This window comes from Agromyces sp. NPDC057679 (assembly GCF_042799635.1).
Taxonomy (GTDB): Bacteria; Actinomycetota; Actinomycetes; order Actinomycetales; family Microbacteriaceae; genus Agromyces.
Window position 1 is genome coordinate 326,173 of the sequence record NZ_JBHVIK010000004.1, and the last position, 21,973, is coordinate 348,145.

A 21,973-nucleotide genomic window follows, 5' to 3' on the forward strand; every position below is an offset into this window, starting at 1 on the left:
CTACAGCGACCAGATTTCGAGGTCGGTGGTGTGCGCGGCGGCAAGTTCGGCGAGGACTGGTTCGACCTCGTCCCAGTTGAGGCCGCCAATGCCGCACCCGATGCGGGGCAGCGCGAGACGGTCGTAGCCGCGGGCGTCGGTGTCCTGGAGGGCTGCTTCGACGCCTGTGCGGAGCCACTCGAGCTGGGCGTTCTTCCCAGGGCGGTCCTGGGAGGCGATGTTGTACACCGTCGGGGTGCTGGACTCCCAGATCATGACCGTGCCGACGGGGAAGTCACCGCGGGAGCAGAGCACCTTGTATGCGGCGTGCATCGCCGGGAACCGGTCGCGGAAGAGGACGGCAATCCCTGAACCCATGACGCCGGGGTCGACGTTGACGCCGTGCCCGATGGCAGGCGCGTCGGTGGTGAACAGGTCTCCGGTGCGGTGGATCAGCTTCGTCATGGGGTTCCTTCTGGTCAGGCGGTTGCGACGGCGAGCGTCATCGGGGTGGAGGTGGCCGGTTTCCCGGCGATGTGGGCTGCGACGGCGTCGAAGATCCGCTTCCGGTGGTTCGCGGAGACGAGAGCGCCGGAGATGAACTCGTCGTCGGACGCTTTCAGGACGTCGACCGTCCAGAAGTCCTCGCCGACAGTGGTGCAGAACGCCTCGAACGCTTCAGCGGTGATCAGCACCTCCGGGCTCTCCTCCATGGCGGCGCAGATCGCGGCGGCCGCTGAGGTCGCCTTGTCCATCTTCACGAGACGCGCCCAGATGATGCGGGCGAGCTGATCTTCGACGGTGCGGCCGCCGGCGGCTTCCGCGGCGGCGAAATCGTCCCACTGCTCGTCGATCTTCGCGATCAGCGGGTCGAGCATCGACCGGCTGACACGTTCGTTGGCGTACTGCTCCGTGAGGATCCGGTCGAGGATCTGGCGTCGGGTCATGACGAACACATGCGCGGGAAAGCTGGTGTCCGGGGTGCCGGGCGGATCCGCGCATGGTCTTCGCGAATCAGCAGACCGAATCGGACAGGAGCTCATGCCTCAGCACACGATCAACATCGTCGAAGCGAACCACGACGACAACGAGTTCTACACGCTCGGCACCGCCGTATTCGACGATGAGGTACACCGGGACGCGAACCTCGCCAAGATCCCTCCGCATGACCACGACTGCGACGAGTCGAGCCGGTGCTACCTCCTCGACATCATCGACCCGGAAGACGGCTGGTCAGTCCTGAACAACATCGAGATCAGCGAGGACACCGCGAAGTTGCTGCTCGGAACGCAAGACCTCGAGCCGCTCCGCGAACTCGATCGGGCTCTCGTCAGGTCCGTCATCGCGGCCGCGGACGCGCGAGCGGGTCGCCGTGGCTGACCGCGACGTCCACGACGCCCGGGTGTCGTTCATCACCGAGACGCAACGGCTCCGCATCCCGCTCGACGAAGCGAAGAAGCTGTGGGCGCTCACCCAGCCGCCGTACCCGGCGCCCGCAGCGAAGGAGACGGCGTGACCGAGAGCATCGACGACCGCGACATGCGACGCCTGCAGGTGTTCACCGACGCGTTCAACGAGGAGCTCATCCGGCACGGTGCCGTACGTGAAGTCCAACGGTTCAACCTAGACGGCACGACGCTGGCGCTGGACAAGTTCGCAGACGTCGACCTGATCCGTTCCGTCGCGATCGCCGCGTGGACGGCTTCATGGCGGGAAGACGGCGCCGACCCCCGGCCGGAGCACCTGACCTGGGACGGCATGGAGTCCGAGGAGCCGTACAAGATCGTCGCCCACGTGCGGCTGTTCGGCGGGAAGTCCCGCACGTTCCTCGTCAACCGGCACAAGAGCGTCGACCGTGTCTGGAAGGCCCTCATCCGCCCCTACCGGAAGGGAAGCGCCAAGTGAGGCAGCTTCAAACAGAGACCCCAGCCCAGTTCGCCGCACGCGAGCGTCTCCGAGTCGGCTCCGTTCTGTACGGGCACTCGATCATCCGAGATGGACGTCGAGTCGAACGTGGCCGAACTGTGAAGATCACCGCGATCGGGATCAGCACAGTCTTGTGCGTCCAAAAGCTCGACGAAGAGGAGTCCTGGTCGTCCGAGGGTCCGTACACCTTCGACGTCCGCGAATGGGACCGCGCCGCCGATGAACCCGGCTCACCAGAGGTACCGGTCAGCGAGCAGTGGGAGGTGCTCGTCCGCGTCTCCAACGAGTGGCGGCCGGCAATGGACGCTGACCATGCGCTGAAGCTGATCTCGGACGCGCCCAAGCTGTTCACCGCCGCCCACGTCCACACCGTGAGCCCCTGGCAGACCATCACCACACCACAGGAGACCCCAGCATGATCAAGCTCACAGCACGTCAACGAGACATCCTCCGCATCCTCCGCTTCCGTGCAGCCTGCGAAACCGGCGACCGGACCGTGTGCTGGCTCGGAGACGGTAAGCGCCGCGACCTGCAGCTGATGATCGTCCCGACGATGTACGGCGGCTGGGAGTCGTTCGACTGGCTTCGCGACACCACAATCGGCGCGCTCGAGCAGGCCCGCCTCGTCACTCTCGGCGACCACGGGGAGATCCCAGAACCCTACCGCCGAGGCGGCGTCACGCACGGCCGCACCGTGCGCATCACCGAAGCCGGCCTCGCAGCGATCGAGCGAAAGAAGGCCCTCGCCCGATGAAGGTGTTCTTCGACACCGAATTCATCGAGGACGGCCGCACGATCGACCTGCTGTCCATCGGGATCGTCCGGGAGGACGGCGCCACCTACTACGCGGAGCCCGCGGAAACCGACCGGTCGCGCGCGTCCGCCTGGGTGATCGAGAACGTCTTCCCACACCTCACCGGGCCCGTGAAGCCGAGACAGGTCATCGCTCAGGAGATCGTCGAGTTCGCCGGCGAGCGACCGGAGTTCTGGGCGTACGTCGCAGCGTACGACTGGGTGGCGCTCTGCCAGCTGTACGGGAGGCTATTGGACATCCCCGCCGGCTGGCCGAAGCACTGCAACGACCTGAAGCAGGAAGCGCGCCGGCTCGGCGCGCGTCTACCGAAGGACGGGCTGAACCACAACGCGCTCGTCGACGCTGTCTGGGCTCGGGACGGGTACCTGAAGCTTCACCACGACGCGTTCACCCACGCGGAGTTCTCGCTGAACGTCGACGGGGTCGCATGGTCCTGGTACTGCACGAACTGCGGGACTGAGCTCGGCGTGCACCTCGGCAACACTGACAAGCAGCCTCCTCAGTGCTGGAGGTGCGGGAGCGTGGAATTGGCCTGGGAGCTCTGGGAGTCGGACCCTTCGGACTAGCAGTACAGCGCTGCCGGCAGCCAGGTGCACCCGCTGCCGGCAGCGTTCGGCCTACCCTCTGAGGATGCCGGAGAGGTCCGCGAGGAACATGTCCTCAGCTTCGGTGCATGACGCCGCGGTCTCGGCCGTGCGTGCGTGGTAGAGGTCCAGCACAGCCTGGCGCGCCGATCGAAGCTGACGGACTTCTGCGACGAGGAGCGGCAGGAACGCGAGCGCGTCCAGCGCCCGTCCGAACTCGTTCGTCGCTTCGAACCGGGCGTGAGCCTGTTCAACCTGGGCGAGGTCGATAGGGGTGTAGGGGGTGTCGGTGGTCGCGGGCATGGCGGATCTCCTGTTCGTGGCGCAGCTCTCTGCTGCGCAGCAATTCAGCGGCCCGCCTGGGCTTCACGCTCTGCCATCGACTCCATTCGTTCGTTCGGTCGATGCTCTCATGCGCGGCCGACATGGAAGCCCGCCGGCGAACCGGTGAGCGAGACGATCTCCTGCTCGAGCTCGGTGACCCGTGCTGCCGCTTCATCGACGGCGGCTTTCGCTTCGCCGGCGGCGATCCCGGAGAGATGGTCGCCTTCATCGAGTACTGTCTGTTCGGCCTCCACAAGCGCCAGGGCGGCCTGATCCAGGTCGTCGAGGAGCCTGTGGAGGCGTTCGTCGCGAGCGTTGTGACAGACATCGGACGACGTCCCCTGAAGCCTGCGGCCGTGATCGTTGGTCACGCCGGGAGGCATGCGGCGACACCCGCATCCGGGGAACTGGTGAAGCGCGGCACCGGATTGGGGCCGGTGCCGCGCTTCTATTCGATCGTAGGTCTGGGGTGCTGGCAGAAGCCAATCCCGTGGCTGTGAACCTTCGACTCGAAGGTGAAGGTTCAGGGGAGCGTCGCGCGGACCAGCATCAGCGTGCGCCCGAGCACGTTCCTGCCGGCGCCGGTTCTGAGGTCGACGCCCCAGAACCGGTCACTCCAGGTGTTCCCTTCGACCAGCTCGGCGTCGCCGGTCGCGGCGAGGCTTGTGCGTAGTTCCGGGTCGGTGAACTTCTGCTGGAGGAGCTCGAGCATGATGCCGACCTTCACGTCCTCCCAGTCGGGGCGGAGCGCCGCTCGGCGGCCGAGCCGTTTCGCGGCCCCGGGGGAGTGCGCTGCCATGATCGCTGCACGCTCCTCCGGGGAGAGGGTCTTCGCTGCGGCGAAGCGATGCTCGACCGTCAACCCGTCCTTCTCGACGTGGAAGTTCGAGAGGAAGCGGTGTTCACCGGAGAAACTCCGGATCGCGGCCGTCATGCGGCCAGCTCTGCAGCGGAGGTGCCGCCGTCCATGCGGACCTCCACCCGGGCGGGGAACGCATCACGGACGGAGGCGATGTGCGACACGGTGATGACGTTTGTGTCCTCCGACAGGCGGAACAGCGTCTCGATCGTCGACAGGATGCCCTTCTCGTCCAGCGTCCCCCAACCCTCGTCGAGGATGAAGGAGCGGATCGGGGTGCCGGTGCCGCGAGAGATCGCCGCGGCGAGGCCGGCGCGGATCGCGAGGTCGACACGGAAGCGCTGACCGCCGGACAACAGGTCGTACGGGCGCACCCCGGTCGGGGTCTCCACATACACGGTGATCTTGTTGTCCGAGCCGCCCTTCGTCGTCTCACGTGATGTGCGAAGCTCGACCCGCAGTTCACCGCGGGACAGCCGCTCCAACGACACGTTCATCGCCTCGTTTAGCTCGTCGACGACGTTGTTCAGGATCATCGCCGGGATGCCGGCCGGGGAGAACGCCTTGTGCAGCGTCTGCAGCGTGTTCCGCTTCTGCTCCGCTTCCTCCTTCGACGACCGGAGACCCTTCAGGCGGGACTCCTGCTCGGCACGGGCGGTCGCGGCGTGATGACGTCGGGTGCTCTCTGCGGCCAGCGAGGAGGAGCGGGTCTTCGCGTCGTCACGCTTCTGCTCGAGGTCCTGACGGCGCTCCTGGAACCCGGCCGCCTCAGCAGCGACGGCGCGCTCAGCGACGGCGAGGTCATCGGCCAGAGCGGCCTCACGAGCGGACGGCGTCTCCGTCTCCGCGATCTCCTCCACCGCCTGCGCGAGGTCGGCTTCGGCGGCCGCGACCGCGGAAGCCTCGTGCTCGTCGATCTCCTTCACCTGGGCGTGGTGTGCTTCACCGACCTGCTTCCGCCACTGCTCCTCGTCACGGCCCGATCGGGACAGCAGCTGGTCGGCGTCAGCCTTCGCTTGCTCCACCTGCGGGCGAGATGCGACGAGCGCGGCGAGACGCGCCACGCGGGCTGCAATCTGCGCCGCTGCGGCGTCCTCACGTCGGGCAGCGTCGAGCTCCTGGTCGGCTCGCACCGAGGTCTGCTCGGAGGCGTCCTTCGCAGCGATCGCGCGCGCCTTGAAGTCCTCCATCTCACCGATCCACCCGTTGATCTGGGCGCGCTGCGCGTCGATCAGGGCGGCGGCGTCCTCACGGCTGAGGTGCTGACCGCAGGTGAAGCAGTCCGCATGCCCGTCAGCGGTGCGCTCGAGGTTCGCGATGCGAGCCTCCGCGTCTGGGATCAGCTCCTCGCGGATCTTCACGAACTCCGCCTTCAGGTTCGTGTACTCGCCGATCTGCCGGCCGGCCTCGGCCTGCAGGTCCGCGGCGGCGCGGCGGTGCTGGTCAGCGGCCTCACGCTTGCCTGCGGCTTCCTGCTCCACAGCGGTGATGTCGCGTTCCGCGGCGACGATCTCGAGGAGGCGCTCACCGGCGTTCCGTCGGTCGTTCGTCGCGCGGGTCTTCTGCTCCTCGGCACGCTTGGACGCGGCGGCGAGGTCCTGCTCGAGCCGTGCGGTGGCCTGCTGGCGCTGCGCGTTCGCTCGCTGCTTCGTCTGCCCGGATGTGAGCTCGGAACGGTCCTTCTTCGCGAGGGCGGCGTTCAGGCGGCCGACCCGCTCCTGGCGGACCAGCTCGTACGCCTGACGGATCTCCACGGTCTGACGTGCAGGGTCGGCGGAGTTCAGCTCCGCGAGCTGCTGCGTGTACCGGTCGAGTTCCTCGGCGGCGTCAGCGGCGTTCTGCGTCACCTGCTTGTCCGACATGGCAGTGAACCCGTGGTCGACGGTGTCCTGCTGCTCCATGGTGCCGGTGACCTCGGCGATGCGGCCGTCGATCTTCGTGACCTCCGCGTCCGCGGCTCGCGCGGCGGCCGACGCTGCGGATGCTTTCTGCGCGTAGATGTCCAGGTCGAAGATCGTGGACAGCAGCTTGAACCGCTCGGCAGGCTGCGCGGACGCGAACTTCCCGTACTGGCCCTGCTCGGCGAGCCACGTCATCTGCGCGGTCTCGTACGGCATGCCGAGAAGGTCCTGCATGTACGCGGACACCTCACGGATGCCCTTCTCGGTGACCGGACGCCACCCTGAACGGGTTGACGGGTCGGCGATCAGCACCTGGCCGGTTGGGGAGCCAGTGCGGGGGTAGACGCGGGACACCCGGTAGCGGACGTCGTCGATCGCGAACTCGACGCTGACACGGCCCTGCGGGGCACCGGTGGAGATGTTCTCGTCGATCGTCGCTTTGGGGAACTTCCCGTAGAACGCGACGGCGACGGCGTGGACGAGGATCGCCGATTTCCCGGCACCGTTCTCACCTACACCGACGACCAGCGGGTGGCCTTCGAGGTTGATCTGCTGCGGGTCGCGGTAGGACCAGAAGCCTTCCAGCTCAATCGACGTGATCTGCATACCCATGTCATGCGCGGAAACCCCGTGGTGCGCCGCCCACCTATACCGGTATGGCAACGAGACGGAACAGCGCCGGTCAGCTGTACTCCACCCGCACAGGGCAGTTCGTCGACGACCCGCGGCATGCGGCGCTCCGGGACCCGGTCCCGGTGCTCGACCCGGCAGCGTTCGGTGACTACCAGACCCCGGAGACGATGCTCAGGGGCATGGCCGAACGGATGGCGGGCCCGTTTGGTGGCACGGCTCTGACGGTGGACGGAGAGGTCTACCAAGCCGGCGACGCCGGGGGAGATGAGCCACCGTGGCTCTGGAAAGGAGTGATCCGAGACGCTGCCGGAAATCAGGTCGGCACCTTCGAACGGTCATTCCTCGAGGACGGGACCGTCTGCCATGCCGACCTGCACCTCGCCGAAGAACATCAGGGGAAGGGGTTCGCCACCGAGTTCAACCGGGCTGCGGAAGCCGAGTACGAACAGATGGGGTTCCACACGATTTACACCTGGGCTGTCGGTGACGGTGCGTATGCGTGGGCGAAATCCTTCGAGTTCAACGACAGCTCTCCCAACGTGTGGGCTGCACGGGAGACCATTGCCCGCGCGATGCGCCGGGAGGCGGAAGGGGAGCCGTTCTCGATCAACAACATGAACCCGCGAAAGCTCGCACCGGAAGACAAGGAGCGTGTCCGGAGGATGGCGGACCTCGTCGAAGCCGGCAACCACGACGTCACGATCCGCGACGTCGCAGACCTCGCCGTTGACGGATTCCCCGAGCTCGGTCGGAAGATCCTCAAGAGTGGGCTGGGGTGGCCGGGACGACGCCGCCTCGGCGAAGTCTGACCTACCGGCGCCGGTTCACGCTCGCCGGTACGCGAAGCATGTCGTCGTCCCCGGCTCCGTCTCCGTGCGGCCGGCGTCGACGATCGGCACGATGAACGGCTTCGATTCGAGCATCACTGCGAACTCCGAAGCGGGCACCTCGAGCAGCTCCGCGCGCTTGAAGGACCAGCAGGGGTGGTGGAGCGACAGCGCGAACAGGGCGTGCGCGGCCTGCGCGCTCGTCTTCCCGGTGGTCATGTCGAGACCGGCGTTCACGACGATCACCGCGTCTGCGGTGAGATCAAGGCTGCTTCCGGCGCGGGGAAGGTCGGTGCCTGCCACCTGCAGCTTGGAGATATTCTTCGGCAGCTCAGCCGGCAGCATCGGCGGGTACGCGACCGCCTGACCGGTGCCGTGCTCAACGAACCCGTCGGCGAGTGCTTCGAAGACGGCAGGTTTCGCGCGTCGCGCCACCTTTGTGAACGCGCCGGACAGCCACTCGTTCCATGCCGGGTGACCTCGGTCGGCCTGCCAGGCGCGCACGGACGCGGTCGCCGCGGCGAGGACGGCGTCCTCATGGGTGGCGTTCTCGTCGACGCGGACGATGATCGGCTGGACGAGGTCGGACATCGGTGTGGGGTTCCTTCGGCTAGAGGTTCTGCATGTCGATCATGACGCGAGGGATCGCGTTCATCTGCGCTTGTGCCAGGAGAATCACGGTGGCGTACGAGACGACCGTGATGAGCGGCACCCAGTTCATCAGGCTGCCGGCGACCCGGCGGGCCCGTTCGGATGATGGCAGGTGCCCCTTGCGGAGGTTGTGGAGCGTCACGACCCAGAACGTCGGGATCGTGACCGCCCAGGTCAGCATGCACGAGGGGCAGAGCACGTCGAGCACGTAGACGCTCTGGTAGATGAGCCAGCCGACGAACACGAGCGCGCCGGCGACGCCGACGTTGAAGGCCACCCAGAACCAGCGCGAGAACGTCGCGCCGGCGAGGATCGCCACGCCGATCGTGATCACGACGGGCCACGCCATGAGGCCGATGAACGGGTTCGGGAACCCGAACACGGCACCCTGCCATGATTCGAGGTTCGTGCTGCAGCCGACGAGCACGCCCACGTTGCAGTTCGGCACATGGGCCGGGTCCATCAGCGTGAGGACCTTCTCGACCGAGAGTTCGAACGCGGCGAGCAGGCCGAGCGCCCCCGCGATGATGAGGAAGATCGGCACGGCAGGCTACGCGGCCGCGTCCAGCTGCTCTGCAGCGTGGATCAGGGTGGCCGGGTCGACGCCCTCCGGGGCGTTCAGCTCCGCCCAACGGCGAAGCGCGGTCATCGGGTCCACCTTGTCGGGCAGCGAAACCTTCTTCACCTCTTCGCGAGGCTTCGGGCGAGCCTTCGTGTCCGCGAGCGTCGCGCCGGCCTCCGCGATCGCCTTCCGCACCTCGCGCGGCACCTCAGGGGCGCCGGTGACCAGGCGAACCTGGACGAGGTCCTTCTCGGCGACCGTGTCGAGCACTTGCTCCCAGCCGTCATCCTCAAGGTCGATCGACACCATCCGGCGGGCCGGGGTGATGACCTTCTCCACGAGGAGGTCGCCGGCGGTCGACAGGGTCACGAGGTTCCCTGCCTTCTCGTCACGCATGTCGGTGAACGTGAGCCGATTCGGGGAGCCGGCATACCAGTACCGGTCACCGAAGTGCTGCGGGGTGTGGATGTGCCCGAGCGCCCCGTACTGGAACGGCAGCTGCTCGAGTTCCGCGACAGGGAGCACCGGCTCGGAGAACAGGTGGGCGAGGTCGAGCTCGGAGCCGCGACGGAACCCTTCGGTGACCGCGTCGATGCGGAGGTGGTCGACGGTGACGTGGGACGCCATGATCAGCGGAGCGCCGGGGTCGGCTTCGTTCGCGAGCTCCTCGAGCTTGCGGATGCCGTACTCGGCGACCAGACGGTCACCGTCCGCTGCGGACGACGTGGTAGCGCCGAGCTCGTTCAGGACGCGGTTCTTCGACAGCCACGGCAGCGCGGCGATCTGTGCGCCGTTGTCGAGGCGGATGAGGCGCGGGTTCGACGCGATGATGACGGTGCCGCCCTTGGCGCGCAGCATCTCAGCGACGACGTGGATGACGGTGCGGTGGTCGGCGGGGACACCGGTGAGGTGGTGGTTCCCGTCGAGCAGGACGACCGGGATCTTCGCGTCGGCGAGCGGGGTGAGCGCTTCGACGAACATCAGCAGCGCCTCCTGGGAGGGGCGGCCGGTCTTGAAGTTGTCGCCGGCGGAGAGGAAGAAGTCCACTCCGCGTTCGACGGCCTGCTCGGCGAGGTGCCTCAGCACCCGGTAGTTCGACTCCCATGCGGTGTTCCGCCCGGTGAGCGGGTTGAGGGTGCCGTGGGCGTCCGAGTCGATGTGCTCGTCGCCTGTGTGCATGAAAGTGATCCCGGTCATGATGCCTTCATGCGCGGAGGAGCCCGGCGAGCGGGTTCGGGGCGGGTTCGGTGCGCCGGAACGTCTCCGGGTCGTCCTCCTCGTCGGCTTCCAGATCGACGGTCACCTCGATCGTGGAGCCGTGATCGTCGGTCCACTCGACTCCATAGACGCTGTGACCGGCTTCCTCGACGAGGTCGGCTGCCGCCTGCTCGGCGGCTTCTCGCGGCGGGCCTGCTTCGCTGCTCGCGCTATAGGTGACTTCGTAGATTGGCATGGATCGCTTCTTTCGAGCAGAAATGGGGCGGCCACGATTGCGCGGCCGCCCCGATGGGTTGAGTCGGGTCAGACTTCGACGATGCCGGCGCCGGAACAGTGGGCGCACACGTCGACCTCGCGGTTGTCGATCTGCTCGACGATCGAGTCGACGAGCGACTGGTACTTCTTCATCGCCTGCACCTTCGACGCCGCCGACAGGTTCTTCGTGAAGGGGATCTCGAAGTCGAACTGCTTCGTGGAGATCCCGTACTCCTGACGCTTCCGCTTGTCGGGGCGGTGCAGCGGGAAGGTGCGGCGGTCCTCGTACTTCAGCTTCCGGTATCCGCGGACCACACCTTTCGCGTGCTCGTGCGTCCACACCTTCGCCTTGGAGAGCCGGGACTCAACGTCCTTCAGCAGCCGCTCCGAGAATCCGGTCAGAGTGCCGGGGACTGCGTTCCCGAACTCCTCACCGAAGACGAGGTACGCGGGGGAGGGTCGCCACTCGAATCCGGGTGCCGGGTCCTCGACGGAAGCGGGGTCCAGGACGTCGGCGGGGAAGTCCTCGAAGTCGGACAGGTCGATCGTCTCGATGACGTCGACCGCCCCGCTGACCTCCTTGCGGTACCAGGCTCGGGCGGCGTAGTCCTCCCATTCATCCGTGCCGAACGGATAGGCGAACTTCTCCCAGTCGTCTTCGGAGACGGTTTCCGGCAGGAGCGGGTTGTCGGTGACCTTGACGTAGGTCGTTACCGCTGCCGATCGGTCCTGGGTCTTGTGCTCGACCTTGTCGACGCCTGCGGGCGTGATGAGGATCGCGCCGATGATGCCGCGGTGATCGCGGTGGTAGCGCAGTTCGACGCCTTCGGTGACCCACCTGGGGTTGTCCCAACCGCTGCCGAACGCCTCGCGGTTCGGGAACAGGTACATCATCCGGCCGTCTGCGGTCGGGATTCGGAACTTCTTCTGCTCGCTCATGCATCTGTCATGCGCGGCTTGAGGTCGGGTCGCATCGTGCGGAGCGCCTCCCAGACAGCGTCGGGGACGGCGGAGTTGCCGGGGATCACGCGGATGCGACGTGCGCCGACCGTGCCGTCTTTCTTGACGAGGTGGCCGGACGCGGTGATGATGCTTCGGAACCCGTAGTCGTCCTCATCTTCGACGTAGTACGTCGTGGGGACGATGGTGGTCGGGTTCCGGCTCTCACGGGACGGTGCGGTGATCGGTTCGCCGCCCTCGACGTACACCTCGGCGGTGCCGTAACGGTGGCGGGTCCCGGTGACGGTCAGCTGCTCATTCATGCCCTGGTCATGCGCGGCAGCGGCGGCTCGATCAGCCGAACGCGAGCTCGCGGATCAGCCCGGCGACGGTCTCCCGCCACTCCTGGCTGTCGTCCGTGTCCGGCATCTCACCTCGAGGTGCCGGCAGCAGGCGGCCGGGGTCGTGCACGCTCGCCCGGATCTCCACCATCTCGTCGGCGGTGAACGGGGCGGCGAACCTCCGATGGAGGAGATGCCCGGGAACCCCGGATTCTGCTTGCAGGACGACGGTTGCTTCCATGCCGAGCACATCTGCCGGCAGCACCAGCTCCCGGTCGGTCGCCCACCCCGAAATCGGGATCACCGGCACCGCCAGGTAGAACCCGTTCACGTCAGCGGTCACCAGCAGGATCGCCTGCACCTGCCCGTCCCGGCCGGCGCCCCACAGCTCACCCGGCGCCGGAGCAGACCCCGGCATACGGGACAGTTCAGCACGGACCTGCTCGTTGAACGGCAGGTCGATCGCGTCGAGGGGCATGCCAGAAAGACATGCGGCGGCGGATCAGCTGACGGCGACCTGCCGGGCCCGCTCGAGGTCGTCGTCGGTCTGCGCGGTGCCTCCGGTGTTCACGAGGAGGAAGATCTCGGCTTCTTCCTCGACGCTCTTCACCTCGATTTCGATCGAGGGGAGCATCGCACGGGTGTCAAGGAGCCGTCGCGCAACGACCGTCAGACCGGTGAACCGGACGTACGGGCCGTCGTCGGTGTCCTCGGTCTCTAGGACATGATCCGGCTGGAACCAGGAAGCCGGTACCGCGAGGTCGCCTTCGAACCATCGGATCGCGGTCTCCACCCGCTGGCGGCCGTCGACGAGCGCGGTCCACGGCTCGTCGGCGGTGATTCCGTTCCAACGGGCGCGATCAGAGACGATGATCGCCGGCACGGAAAGCCCGAGCATCCAGCTGCGGATCAGATTTCGGCGCTGGTCCTCCGTCCAGACGGAAGGCCGCTGATACGGCGGGTCGACTTGCAGGTAGCCGCTGCTGGCGTCCTGGACGAAACCGGCGGCGCGACGGTTCATCGCCTGCATCGTGGTGTGCTTCAACGGCTCGGCCGTCTGCATGGTCTTCTTCACGGCACCGTCATGCGCGGACAGCACGACGTCGGCCGCGGTCTGCGGCTTCGGGTCTGACCCGTTGAGGAGTGTCGTGCCGGGCTTCGTGCGGTATCGGTCGCTCATGGCCGCGTTCGTGTGCGGCTCCCAGTCACTGGACGGAGACGGCGACCGCCTGGTCGAACCATCCGGTGTCGAGCTCGACAGTGTCGAGCTTCTGCCCGGCGGGGACGTCGAACACGAGCGTCCCTTCGCTGGTCAGACCGGGGTTCAGGTCGGCGGTCCAGTAGTCCTCACCGAACTTCGACGCCATGGAGTCCGCTTCGAACGACGAGCCGCCGATCAGGCCGGTGATGTCCTGCACCCAGATGGTCTGCGGTTCGCTGCCGTTGTTCGCGAGGGTGATGTTCACGACGCAGAACTGCCCCTTCGCGGTGGCTTCGTCGAACCCTTCACCGACCGTGGTGGCGCCGCATTCCATGCCGGTGACAGTGAAGGCGACTCCGTTCTCGGCGGTCACGGTGTCGCCGATCCCGGGAGCCCCGGCGGGAGCCGCGGCGGGCTCTTCAGCGGGCTCCGCGGCAGGCTCCTCATCGGCGGGCGCTTCCTCGGCTGAGTCCACGGCGGCGGGGCTCTCACCGGAGGTCGAGTTGCTCGAGGAAGGGTTGCTGGCGACGACGGCGATCATGATGACGAAGAGGATGATGGCGAACGCACCGGCGGCGAGGCCGGTGATCGCCATCGGCTTGCTCTGCTTCAGCGCAAGGAAGCCGAACACGAGGGCGGCGATGCCGAGGATCAGCCCGACGAACGGCACCCACGAGAGTGCGAGCGCGATGATGCCGAGGATGAGGGCACTGATCGCCAGGCCGCGATTCTGCGACGGCTTCCCCGGCTGGCCGCCCTGCTGCACCTGACCGGCGAGGTCGGCGTAACCGACCGGCTGCGGTGCGGATGCCGTCACGACCGGCGCCTGCGCGACAGCAGGCTGACCCCACTGCTGACCGTCCCACCACCGCTGCTGCGAGGGGTTTTCAGGGTCCGGGTACCAGCCAGCGGGAGCACTCATGCTCGCGAGCCTATCGATCCGATGGGTGCTTCGGAGAACTGATTCCGACCCCCAATCAGTGGGTCGCGGCCGACAAGCTCGACCGGTACTCCGCAAGCACATCCACGGCGGGACGCTTCACTGAGACCGCCTGCGTGAGCAGGGTCTCCACAGCCAGCCACGCGGCGCCAGCGGCCGAGGCGCTGTGACGGCCGAGGGCGAGCCGGATCTTCCCGGTCGGCTCACGGTGACCGCTCGTCATCGCAAACACCCGGTCGAGCACCGCCTGACCGGTCTGCCGGAATGCGCCCTGCGCCGCGTCGACGTAGCCCGGGTCAGGATGAGCCGGCGACCAGCCGGCACCTCGACGAATGGTCTCCAGCATCAGCGACACCGGCGCTTCGTTCGGCCCGAACCGGTACGAATCGTCCGCGTTCATCGCGACGTTCGCAGCGAACAGGAAGCAGGACTCCACCACCTCGTCGGCGGGGAACACGTCCAGCGCTTTCGACAGCGTGACCTCGAGCTCATCGTTCAACGCCCCGTCGACCAGGGCGATCGCCACGCCGACGGAGGCGGTCACAGGTCCGCCTCCACCTTCGCGAACAAGTCGTCCCACGTCAGCGGAACCCGGAGGATCGGGTCGTGCAGACGAGGCTCCGGGTCGCTGAGCACGTGATCGGCCCGTGCAGGATCCCAGCTCGTCGGCTTTGACCCGAGGTCGGCGTCAGCACCCCAGCGTGCGCCGCAGCCGACGCATTCCAGCCACCCGTGCCCGAGGTTCACGACAGAGGTGCCGCAGGAGCAGGAGAACTCGGTGCGCGCCGGGGGAACCGTCTCGCAATCGAAGCAGAGCTCCCCGTCGAGCTCGGCGTTGCAGCACGCCGTCAGCGTGCTGTCCGGGGGAGTCGTCGCGGCGACCAGAGTGCGCTCACGCATCCTGCATCCCCTTCCGCGAAACCGGGGCCCGGTTCGCGCGTCGAATCTTCCCGGCGCCGCGAGGCTGCTTGAACGACAACCACTCCGAAGGCACTTCCGGGTTCTGGCGAAGAATCTCGATGGTCTCCTGGCGCGCGACGATGACGAGCTCCCGAGCGGCCCGCTGAACGATCGCGGGGTGCGCTGCGAGCCGCTCTCGCATGTCGTTGTCGCCGAGTTCGGCGATCTTCATCTGCATCTCGGGGGTGATCGGGGCAGCCCAGTCGAATTCCGGCAGCGGGGCGGCCGACCATTCGAGGGGTTCCTGGAAAGTGTCCATACCCATCCCTGTGCGGCTTCGCAGAAATCGGCTGTGTTGCGGCTCCCCGCGCATGGTTTGTTCGGCCGCCCACAGAGGAGATGACATGACTGACACGTTGACGACGCCGCCAAGGACTCTTCCGCGTGCGCTCGAAGCGCCACGCGACAACGTTCCCGACCTGTTCGGTCGAACTGCGCTGCGTGCACCTGCACCGGTGCTGATCACGCCTTCAACAGGTGAGACAGGGCCGACCGAACACCCGCAGGCGAACCCGGAACCGTCTCAGGTGCCGGCACCCGAGCCGCCCCTCGTCGAGGGTGCTCCGCCCCACGAGAACCGCGTGCACGGCGGACGGTTCGTCCAACTGAGCACGGACCGTCTCTGGTACGTGATCAGCAGCATGATCATCGTCCTCTGCGTGCTCACCGCATCGATCATCTGGTCGTTCAACGCCATCGTCGCGATGAGCGGGTGGATGGCGCCGAACCCGGAACTTCGCTGGCTTCCGGCTGTGTTCCTCGACTCCGCGATCATCGGATACACCGCGATCCATGCAGCCCTTCGCGCCCGGATCACCGTGAACGTAAAGGCGGTGAACCTCGTCAGGCTCGGCTTGCTGGTCTCGACCATGTTCTCCGTCGTCGCGAACGGCACCCACACGCTCGACTTCTGGCACGACGACCTCACGAGCTACCAGGCCATCATCGGCGTCCTGTTCTCCTCCTCGATCCCGCTCCTCGCGTTCCTCGCCACCGAGGTGCTGATCCTGTTCGCGTTCGTCGACCCCGACGCAGACGACGAGATCCAGCGACTCCGCAAGGAGCAGAAGGCTTCCCGCCGCCAGAAGAACACCGACGGCGTGCGAACCGCGACCACAAACCCCCGCCACTACTTCGAAGGTGCACAGTGACCTCATACGCAACCGACTTCGAGCGGGAGTTCGGAGTGCCAGACACCCGATCCCCGATCCGCCACATCAACGAGGAGCCCAGCCAGATGGCCGAGCACGACACCTTCCAAACACTCGTGGAGCCCCTGGCGGACGAGCACGTCCCCGAGCCCGTCGACTGGCTCACAGACGAGGCGGAGATCGACAGCCCTCGCGGCCGCGCGATCGCACGGCTCTCGAACGGAAAACGGTACGCCGTGAGCGAGGCCCAGCGCGCGTCCGCGCAGCTTTGGGCGACACTGGAGCAGGCAGCGGCCACGGACCGGCAGACCGCGGCGATCGACCGCCAGACCGTCGTGCTCGAGCGACAGGCGGCGGCGCTCGAGGAGCAGAACCGCCTCGCCGGATACGCGGTCGCCGAAGCCCGAGTTCAGAACCAGCTGCTGTTCTTCAGCATCGACCCGGCACGTTTCAAAACGCACCGCTTCGAGCCGGAGATCGCCGCTGACGGAACCGAGGTTCCAAGCCTCTACGAGCAGGTGAAGGACTCGCTCGGCATCGCCGGCTGACTGGCAGCCACTCGGGGCCGTTCTGGATTCGTTCCAGGGCGGCCCCTTCTTCGTTGTTGCATGCGAATTTTCGGGAATGTGGGAATACGGGGGATCCCGCGCATGTCATACTTGTCATCATGAGGATGACAAGTTAGGAGCATCAAGTGATCACCCTCCACGCACGGGCCAAGGGATTCCACATCCGCTCGACCATCCAGCCGTTCAAGTTCCCCGGCGGTGAGTGCCACCTCAAGACCGGCACCCCCACGCACGAAGTCCAGAGCTTCGCCGTCGTCCGCGGCGCCGACGCCAACGACCTCCTCACCGCACGCATGTGGGTCGAGGCATCACGTGAGATCGAGACCACCGAGGAGCTCACGGTCTACATCCCGTACCTCCCCGCCGCCAGAGCAGACCGCGGCACCCCGTTCGGCGCGAAGGACTACGCCGACCTCATCAACAGCATCGGTGCCGACCGCGTCGTCTGCTTCGACCCGCACTCGGACGTCATGCCGGCATTCATCGACAACCTCACCGTCGTCGGCAGTGCCGCACTCATCCGCCAGGCCGTGCAGAACCGAGTTCTCGGCACGAGCCGATACACCGGCGTCATCGCCCCGGACAAGGGCGCAGCCCACCGCGCGAAGGCAGCCGCAGCCGCGCTCCACCTCCCGCTCTACCAGGCCGACAAGGACCGCGACTTCGACAGCGGCGAGATCATCGGGCTGACCTGCGAACCGCTCCCCGAAGACGGCACCTACCTCGTGGTGGACGACATCTGCGACGGCGGTTGGACATTCACCTCGCTCGCCCAGGCCACCGGCCTCCACCGCGACCAGCTCGGCCTCTACGTCAGCCACGGCATCTTCAGCGGCAACGCCGCGCGCCTCAACGAGTACTACAGCGAGATCATCACCACCGACTCGCACCCCGGCGCCCACAACCCCGACGTCGCCGCCCGCGTCGTCCCCGTCCTCCCCAACCTCATGATCGGAGCTTGACCCATGACCACCGCCGCCCCCACCATCGCCCCACGTCTCACCACCGCATCGCCGATCGATGCGCTCCTCGAGGCTGACGGCTACAAGCTCGACCACCGCCGCGCCTACGGCGACGATGTCACGAAGATCCTCATCAACTGGACCAACCGCTCGAACAAGCACCTGCCTGAAGCCAAGCACGCCGTCGCGTTCGGCCTGCAGGCGTTCTGCCAGTCCTACCTCACCGAGGCGTGGGCGCCGTTCTTCGCAGCCGACGAGGACCTCGTCGCGAACGAGTACGAGCGAGTGCTCGGCGCGTACCTCGGCCCGAACAACATCGGATCGGACCACGTCCGCGCGCTCCACCGTCTCGGCTACCTGCCGCTCGAAGTCCGCGCCGTCCCCGAGGGCACGCTCCTCCCGTTCGGTGTCGCAGCGCTCACCATCGAGAACACCGACCCGGAGTTCTTCTGGCTGCCGAACTACATCGAGACCGCCCTGTCCGCATCGATCTGGCACCCCGCGACCACCGCGACGATCGCGCTCCTCTTCCGTGAGCTGTTCGAGGAGTGGGCGAAGCGCACCGGCGGTGACCTCGCCGCCGTCGACTTCCAGGCGCACGACTTCTCGATGCGCGGACAGACGAGCATCACCTCGGCTGCAGCGTCCGGTGCCGGCCACCTGACCTCGTTCCTCGGCACCGACACACTTCCGTCGATCCGCTTCATCGACCGGTACTACCCGGGCGACAACGGCTGGGTGGCAGCATCGGTTCCCGCGACCGAGCACTCCGTGATGTGCCTGCGCGGCAAGGACGGCGAACTCGACACGTTCAAGCACCTCCTGAACCTCTACCCGGCCGGCATCGTTTCGGCGGTCAGCGACGGGTTCGACTTCTTCGGCGTCCTCACCGGCACCCTCCCGACGCTGAAGGACCAGATCATGGCCCGCGACGGGAAGCTCGTCATCCGACCCGACTCCGGCGACCCCGTCGACATCATCTGCGGCGAGTACGACCCCTCCGTCGACAACATCGGTCAGCCGCAGCTCGACGCGCAGCGTGCATCCGTCCGCGCCCACTACGACTCGGAGAAGGCCGCCGGCCGCCTCAGCAACGAACAGCTCGGCGCGATCGAGATCCTCGGTGACGTCTTCGGCTACACGGTGAACGAAGCCGGCTACAAGGTGCTCGACCCGCACATCGGCCTGATCTACGGCGACAGCATCACCCTCGACCGCGCCAAGCGGATCTTCGAGCGTCTCGAGGCGAAGGGCTGGGCGTCGACGAACGTGGTGCTCGGCATCGGCTCGTTCACGTACCAGCGCCAGACCCGCGACTCCCTCGGTTCTGCCGTGAAGGCGACCTGGGCTGAGGTCGACGCCGCGCCGGTCGACATCCAGAAGGACCCGGCAACCGGCCGCGACCCCATCACCGGGGAGAGCAAGAAGAGCGCCAAGGGCCGCCTCGCCCTGACCCGCGACGAGACCGGCGAGATCGTCATGATCCAGCAGGCCACCCCGGAGCAGGAAGCAGCGAGCCTCCTCCAGCCGGTCTGGCGTGACGGTGCATTCGTCGTCATCCAGTCGTTCGAGGACGTCCGCAGCACCCTCCGCGCCGAGCGCGCCGCGCGCGCCGCTCGCACCGGCAGGTAGCAAACCGGCCGGCGGCCCTCAAGCGGGGCCGCCGGCTTCTCCGCGCATGAGGGCGGCGAAGGAGACAGACTATGACCACGATCGGACTCGTCGGCTGCGCCGGCCAGAAGCTTCAACGCCCGGCGCCGGCACGTGACCTCTACGTGTCGCAGCTGTTCCGGAAGACGTCCGCGTACGTCGAACGGCACTGCGACGCCTGGTACATCCTCAGCGCCAAGCACGGCCTCGTACATCCCGACACCGTCCTCGAGCCGTATAACGTTCGCCTCGGCGATGTGAAGACCGGCCCGCCCGTCTGGGGCTGGGCGAAGAACGTCACCGAGCAGCTCAATGACACTCTCGCCGACGTCGACGACCCGCACCTTCTCGTCCTCGCCGGCGAGCAGTACCGCACGATCCTCCGCCTCACCGACCTCCCCTTCGAGGTGCCGATGAAGGGCCTCGGGATCGGGGAACAGCTCGGCTGGCTCACCCGCGAGCTCGCAGCGTGAATCAGAACGAAACCAGGAAAATGGACCGCATGCCCGACCTCGCAGACGAAATCGCCACAGCGCCGCACATCCGCCCAGGAGACAAGATCGAAGGGTTCGGGTGGGGGTACTTCGGGAGAGACTCTCAGTTCGACAAGGTGTGCGTCGACACCGGCGTCTACAACGGAGAGCGGTGGGCACTCTTCCACGAGGATGTGTGGTCGCTGTTCCACACCGTTCACGGTAAAGAGCTCGTCGAACTTGAAGAGCTCATGGACCACGCACGGAGAGGAGGAGCCCCCGCATGAATCAGCCGCTCGTCTCCATCGACGTCGTCCCGTTCCGGTACAACCGGGCCGCCGACGCGCTCGAGGTGATCCTCGGCCGCCGTCAGTTCGAGCCGAGCATCGGATCGCTCGCTCTTCCCGGCGTCCTCCTCCTCGCCCAGGAACGGCTCGGGGAAGCAGTCGGTAGGGCGCTCAACACCAAAGCCGGGCTCGCCCCGCGAGACATCGCCACCGCCGGTGAGGTCGGGGTGTTCGACACACCGGGGCGTGACCCTCGCGGGCCGACGCTCTCGATCACCCGCTTCGCGATCATCGACACTGACACCGTCGGCGCCACCGCCGAAGCCGTCCCGATCGCCGAGGTCAGCGGTCTCCCGTTCGACCACGACGTCATCATCGCGATGGCCGCCCGTCGCGTCTACGAGAAGCTGTTCACCGACCGTGAGGTCGCCGAAGCGCTCCTCGGCCCGGAGTTCGACACGGTCCACGCGTTCACCGCGCAGCAGCAGCTCGCCGCGGCCGCGGAACCTGTCGGCGAACCGCTCAGCCTCGCGAACCTCGCCCGCACCCTGACGAACCTCGGATGGGTGGAGGCGACCGGTGAGCTCGGCGCATCACGCGGCGGCCGCCGCCCGAAGGTGTGGCGGTTCACGCCGTCGGCGTAGCCTCAACTGCATCGGCTTGCTGCACGGACATCCTCGCCCGCGCATGAGTGGACCATGAAGAAGACCGCGCCCACCACGACCACCACGTCGAGCACGCTCGCTGACATCGTGAAGGCCAGCGATACTCCGACAAATCAGTACGTCGACGACTCCACTCCGGACGGCCACTTCTGCGCGGCCGCGAAGATCCTCGGCATCGCCACCGTCTACATCCTCAAGGGCGAGCTCGGAGACGAGGGCGCTCCGATCGTCGAGCGCACCGAGTACCAGCTGGGACGACTCCCGAACCGGTACATCGGGGACCGCTTGAAGGGCGGCACCTGGACCTACTGCCCCTGAGGGCTACCTGCCGAGCACCCCGGCGGCCTTCTCCTTCGCCCACGTCGTGTGCAAGGGGACTGCCGCCAGGAACTCCGCCGGCGGCAACGCTAGAACCCCGAGCTCCCGCTCGAGCGCGACCATGAACCGGGCGCCGTCCGGCTCCAACGTCTGGAGCGCGTCCGCGTCCTGCATCACCGCCGCCAGCGTCGACGCGGGAGGCGTGTGCGGGAAGAGAGTCGCTTCGATCGCCGCGACGACCAGCGGGTCGACGACGTCGGGGGAGAGGTTCCGGTATCCGGAGATAGCCGCTCCGATGTTCACCCGGTCGTCCGGGTCACCTTGGTGGTCGAAGTCGTGCCAGAGCCCTGCGATGACCGCGGCTCTGACCTGATCGTCCGGCAGTCGTTCATGGAGGGCCGCGGCGCCGGCGTTCAGCGCGACGGTGACGAGGTGCTGGAACCCGTGGAACGGGAGCGCCGCGGACGGGTTGAACTGCTTCACCAAGGTGAGGTGGTCGTCGGAGATGCCGAGCTCCTCGAGCAGACCGAGGATCGCTGTCTCGCGGATGATGTCGTGGTTCGGCACTCGACTCCCTTCCTCCCTGTACATGCGCGGCTCCGCGCATGATCCCGACGACGAAAGGAACACCCGAACATGGACGACGCACTCGAGACGATGATCTCCGACCGTGCCCGGAACGCGGCGGACACCGCGGAAGCGATCGCCTCGACCTTCGAACGGCTCGCGCTTCGGATCCGCGCGGAAGCCGCCGCGTACGCCTCGCTCACCGAGCCCGACAACCGACGCAGCGCGGCAGAGACCGCCGGGCGCATCCAGGCGATCCTCGTCGAACCGATCACGGCCGGTAACATGCAGAAGCTCACCGAGGACGCCTCTCAGCTCGACCGGGCGCTCGGCATCCGACGCGCAGCCGACATCCGAATCGCAGCCGCCGGCTGACCGTCGCCGCATGCCTCCGAGGCATGAGACACGCACCGTCGG

General features: G+C 67.1%; 35 protein-coding genes. 16 read left to right on the top strand and 19 right to left on the bottom strand.

The window, feature by feature from the left end:
• Positions 1 to 444: a macro domain-containing protein gene (locus tag ACFVAJ_RS18375; protein ID WP_376946733.1), complete on the bottom strand. Its 444-nt coding sequence runs from the start codon at positions 442 to 444 to the stop codon at positions 1 to 3.
• A gap of 14 nt (positions 445 to 458) precedes the next feature.
• Positions 459 to 926: a hypothetical protein gene (locus ACFVAJ_RS18380; protein ID WP_376946735.1), complete on the bottom strand. Its 468-nt coding sequence runs from the start codon at positions 924 to 926 to the stop codon at positions 459 to 461.
• Positions 927 to 1,020: 94 nt separating this feature from the next.
• Between ACFVAJ_RS18380 and ACFVAJ_RS18385 the strand changes: the two genes are divergently transcribed.
• The 6 genes from ACFVAJ_RS18385 to ACFVAJ_RS18410 all read left to right on the top strand — a co-directional run bounded on the left by ACFVAJ_RS18385 (position 1,021) and on the right by ACFVAJ_RS18410 (position 3,285).
• Positions 1,021 to 1,359: a hypothetical protein gene (locus tag ACFVAJ_RS18385; protein ID WP_376946737.1), complete on the top strand. Its 339-nt coding sequence runs from the start codon at positions 1,021 to 1,023 to the stop codon at positions 1,357 to 1,359.
• Entirely contained in the window at positions 1,352 to 1,495 is a 144-nt protein-coding gene (locus ACFVAJ_RS18390; RefSeq protein ID WP_376946739.1) for a hypothetical protein, read from the top strand. Before ACFVAJ_RS18385 ends, ACFVAJ_RS18390 begins: the two co-directional genes overlap by 8 nt.
• Positions 1,492 to 1,884: a hypothetical protein gene (locus ACFVAJ_RS18395; protein WP_376946741.1), complete on the top strand. Its 393-nt coding sequence runs from the start codon at positions 1,492 to 1,494 to the stop codon at positions 1,882 to 1,884. The genes ACFVAJ_RS18390 and ACFVAJ_RS18395 overlap by 4 nt, the downstream gene beginning before the upstream one ends.
• A gap of 119 nt (positions 1,885 to 2,003) precedes the next feature.
• Positions 2,004 to 2,324 carry a hypothetical protein gene (locus ACFVAJ_RS18400; protein WP_376946743.1) on the top strand — a complete coding sequence of 107 codons (321 nt, stop codon included), beginning with the start codon at positions 2,004 to 2,006 and terminating at the stop codon, positions 2,322 to 2,324.
• Complete coding sequence (locus ACFVAJ_RS18405) at positions 2,321 to 2,659, top strand: hypothetical protein (RefSeq protein WP_376946745.1); 339 nt, start codon at positions 2,321 to 2,323, stop codon at positions 2,657 to 2,659. Before ACFVAJ_RS18400 ends, ACFVAJ_RS18405 begins: the two co-directional genes overlap by 4 nt.
• The gene (locus tag ACFVAJ_RS18410; RefSeq protein WP_376946747.1) at positions 2,656 to 3,285 is read left to right on the top strand and encodes a 3'-5' exoribonuclease domain-containing protein; all 630 of its coding nucleotides are present in this window, start codon (positions 2,656 to 2,658) and stop codon (positions 3,283 to 3,285) included. Before ACFVAJ_RS18405 ends, ACFVAJ_RS18410 begins: the two co-directional genes overlap by 4 nt.
• A gap of 51 nt (positions 3,286 to 3,336) precedes the next feature.
• Here ACFVAJ_RS18410 and ACFVAJ_RS18415 read toward each other — a convergent pair whose 3' ends face one another.
• From ACFVAJ_RS18415 to ACFVAJ_RS18430, 4 genes are all read right to left on the bottom strand, one after another.
• Positions 3,337 to 3,606, bottom strand: coding sequence for a hypothetical protein (locus ACFVAJ_RS18415; protein WP_376946749.1), 270 nt, complete (start codon positions 3,604 to 3,606; stop codon positions 3,337 to 3,339).
• 107 nt (positions 3,607 to 3,713) lie between these two features.
• Positions 3,714 to 3,998 carry a hypothetical protein gene (locus ACFVAJ_RS18420; protein WP_376946751.1) on the bottom strand — a complete coding sequence of 95 codons (285 nt, stop codon included), beginning with the start codon at positions 3,996 to 3,998 and terminating at the stop codon, positions 3,714 to 3,716.
• 152 nt (positions 3,999 to 4,150) lie between these two features.
• Complete coding sequence (locus tag ACFVAJ_RS18425; protein WP_376946753.1) at positions 4,151 to 4,561, bottom strand: NADAR family protein; 411 nt, start codon at positions 4,559 to 4,561, stop codon at positions 4,151 to 4,153.
• Positions 4,558 to 6,993: an AAA family ATPase gene (locus ACFVAJ_RS18430; protein ID WP_376946755.1), complete on the bottom strand. Its 2,436-nt coding sequence runs from the start codon at positions 6,991 to 6,993 to the stop codon at positions 4,558 to 4,560. Before ACFVAJ_RS18430 ends, ACFVAJ_RS18425 begins: the two co-directional genes overlap by 4 nt.
• Positions 6,994 to 7,043: 50 nt before the next feature.
• On the opposite strand from ACFVAJ_RS18430, the gene ACFVAJ_RS18435 reads away from it, so the two are divergent.
• Positions 7,044 to 7,829 carry a hypothetical protein gene (locus tag ACFVAJ_RS18435; RefSeq protein ID WP_376946757.1) on the top strand — a complete coding sequence of 262 codons (786 nt, stop codon included), beginning with the start codon at positions 7,044 to 7,046 and terminating at the stop codon, positions 7,827 to 7,829.
• Between the two features lie 15 nt (positions 7,830 to 7,844).
• Here ACFVAJ_RS18435 and ACFVAJ_RS18440 read toward each other — a convergent pair whose 3' ends face one another.
• From ACFVAJ_RS18440 to ACFVAJ_RS18495, 12 genes are all read right to left on the bottom strand, one after another.
• Positions 7,845 to 8,438 (bottom strand): aminoacyl-tRNA hydrolase, encoded by a 594-nt coding sequence (locus ACFVAJ_RS18440; RefSeq protein WP_376946759.1) that lies wholly within the window; start codon positions 8,436 to 8,438, stop codon positions 7,845 to 7,847.
• 19 nt (positions 8,439 to 8,457) lie between these two features.
• Entirely contained in the window at positions 8,458 to 9,042 is a 585-nt protein-coding gene (locus ACFVAJ_RS18445; protein WP_376946761.1) for a vitamin K epoxide reductase family protein, read from the bottom strand.
• 6 nt (positions 9,043 to 9,048) lie between these two features.
• Entirely contained in the window at positions 9,049 to 10,257 is a 1,209-nt protein-coding gene (locus ACFVAJ_RS18450; RefSeq protein WP_376946763.1) for an exonuclease SbcCD subunit D, read from the bottom strand.
• Between the two features lie 7 nt (positions 10,258 to 10,264).
• A complete protein-coding gene (locus ACFVAJ_RS18455; RefSeq protein WP_376946765.1) occupies positions 10,265 to 10,513 on the bottom strand; it encodes a hypothetical protein in 249 nt (82 codons plus the stop codon).
• Positions 10,514 to 10,581: 68 nt separating this feature from the next.
• Positions 10,582 to 11,472 (bottom strand): hypothetical protein, encoded by an 891-nt coding sequence (locus ACFVAJ_RS18460; RefSeq protein ID WP_376946767.1) that lies wholly within the window; start codon positions 11,470 to 11,472, stop codon positions 10,582 to 10,584.
• Positions 11,469 to 11,795, bottom strand: a complete 327-nt coding sequence (locus ACFVAJ_RS18465; protein ID WP_376946769.1) for a hypothetical protein — start codon at positions 11,793 to 11,795, stop codon at positions 11,469 to 11,471. Before ACFVAJ_RS18465 ends, ACFVAJ_RS18460 begins: the two co-directional genes overlap by 4 nt.
• Before the next feature lie 31 nt (positions 11,796 to 11,826).
• The gene (locus ACFVAJ_RS18470) at positions 11,827 to 12,291 is read right to left on the bottom strand and encodes a hypothetical protein (protein WP_376946771.1); all 465 of its coding nucleotides are present in this window, start codon (positions 12,289 to 12,291) and stop codon (positions 11,827 to 11,829) included.
• A 24-nt stretch (positions 12,292 to 12,315) separates the two neighbouring features.
• Entirely contained in the window at positions 12,316 to 12,888 is a 573-nt protein-coding gene (locus ACFVAJ_RS18475; RefSeq protein WP_376946773.1) for a DUF262 domain-containing protein, read from the bottom strand.
• A 130-nt stretch (positions 12,889 to 13,018) separates the two neighbouring features.
• Entirely contained in the window at positions 13,019 to 13,936 is a 918-nt protein-coding gene (locus ACFVAJ_RS18480) for a DUF4352 domain-containing protein (protein ID WP_376946775.1), read from the bottom strand.
• 55 nt (positions 13,937 to 13,991) lie between these two features.
• The gene (locus tag ACFVAJ_RS18485; protein WP_376946777.1) at positions 13,992 to 14,498 is read right to left on the bottom strand and encodes a hypothetical protein; all 507 of its coding nucleotides are present in this window, start codon (positions 14,496 to 14,498) and stop codon (positions 13,992 to 13,994) included.
• A complete protein-coding gene (locus ACFVAJ_RS18490) occupies positions 14,495 to 14,854 on the bottom strand; it encodes a hypothetical protein (protein ID WP_376946779.1) in 360 nt (119 codons plus the stop codon). Before ACFVAJ_RS18490 ends, ACFVAJ_RS18485 begins: the two co-directional genes overlap by 4 nt.
• Entirely contained in the window at positions 14,847 to 15,260 is a 414-nt protein-coding gene (locus ACFVAJ_RS18495) for a hypothetical protein (RefSeq protein ID WP_376946780.1), read from the bottom strand. The genes ACFVAJ_RS18490 and ACFVAJ_RS18495 overlap by 8 nt, the downstream gene beginning before the upstream one ends.
• A 283-nt stretch (positions 15,261 to 15,543) precedes the next feature.
• Between ACFVAJ_RS18495 and ACFVAJ_RS18500 the strand changes: the two genes are divergently transcribed.
• The 8 genes from ACFVAJ_RS18500 (at position 15,544) to ACFVAJ_RS18535 (ending at position 20,989) form a co-directional block, all read left to right on the top strand.
• Positions 15,544 to 16,065, top strand: coding sequence for a hypothetical protein (locus tag ACFVAJ_RS18500; protein ID WP_376946782.1), 522 nt, complete (start codon positions 15,544 to 15,546; stop codon positions 16,063 to 16,065).
• Complete coding sequence (locus ACFVAJ_RS18505; protein WP_376946784.1) at positions 16,062 to 16,613, top strand: hypothetical protein; 552 nt, start codon at positions 16,062 to 16,064, stop codon at positions 16,611 to 16,613. Before ACFVAJ_RS18500 ends, ACFVAJ_RS18505 begins: the two co-directional genes overlap by 4 nt.
• Before the next feature lie 146 nt (positions 16,614 to 16,759).
• Positions 16,760 to 17,596, top strand: coding sequence for a ribose-phosphate pyrophosphokinase (locus ACFVAJ_RS18510; protein WP_376946786.1), 837 nt, complete (start codon positions 16,760 to 16,762; stop codon positions 17,594 to 17,596).
• A 3-nt stretch (positions 17,597 to 17,599) separates the two neighbouring features.
• Positions 17,600 to 19,228 carry a nicotinate phosphoribosyltransferase gene (locus tag ACFVAJ_RS18515; protein ID WP_376946788.1) on the top strand — a complete coding sequence of 543 codons (1,629 nt, stop codon included), beginning with the start codon at positions 17,600 to 17,602 and terminating at the stop codon, positions 19,226 to 19,228.
• Positions 19,229 to 19,299: 71 nt separating this feature from the next.
• Entirely contained in the window at positions 19,300 to 19,719 is a 420-nt protein-coding gene (locus ACFVAJ_RS18520) for a DUF6884 domain-containing protein (RefSeq protein WP_376946790.1), read from the top strand.
• Positions 19,720 to 19,748: 29 nt separating this feature from the next.
• The gene (locus ACFVAJ_RS18525; protein WP_376946792.1) at positions 19,749 to 20,006 is read left to right on the top strand and encodes a hypothetical protein; all 258 of its coding nucleotides are present in this window, start codon (positions 19,749 to 19,751) and stop codon (positions 20,004 to 20,006) included.
• On the top strand, positions 20,003 to 20,650 hold the full coding sequence (locus ACFVAJ_RS18530) for a hypothetical protein (protein ID WP_376946794.1): 648 nt from the start codon (positions 20,003 to 20,005) through the stop codon (positions 20,648 to 20,650). Before ACFVAJ_RS18525 ends, ACFVAJ_RS18530 begins: the two co-directional genes overlap by 4 nt.
• Before the next feature lie 54 nt (positions 20,651 to 20,704).
• Positions 20,705 to 20,989 (top strand): hypothetical protein, encoded by a 285-nt coding sequence (locus ACFVAJ_RS18535; RefSeq protein WP_376946796.1) that lies wholly within the window; start codon positions 20,705 to 20,707, stop codon positions 20,987 to 20,989.
• Between the two features lie 3 nt (positions 20,990 to 20,992).
• Here ACFVAJ_RS18535 and ACFVAJ_RS18540 read toward each other — a convergent pair whose 3' ends face one another.
• Positions 20,993 to 21,580 carry an HD domain-containing protein gene (locus ACFVAJ_RS18540; protein WP_376946798.1) on the bottom strand — a complete coding sequence of 196 codons (588 nt, stop codon included), beginning with the start codon at positions 21,578 to 21,580 and terminating at the stop codon, positions 20,993 to 20,995.
• 45 nt (positions 21,581 to 21,625) lie between these two features.
• On the opposite strand from ACFVAJ_RS18540, the gene ACFVAJ_RS18545 reads away from it, so the two are divergent.
• Positions 21,626 to 21,931: a hypothetical protein gene (locus ACFVAJ_RS18545; protein WP_376946800.1), complete on the top strand. Its 306-nt coding sequence runs from the start codon at positions 21,626 to 21,628 to the stop codon at positions 21,929 to 21,931.
• The last annotated feature ends 42 nt before the right edge of the window (positions 21,932 to 21,973 follow it).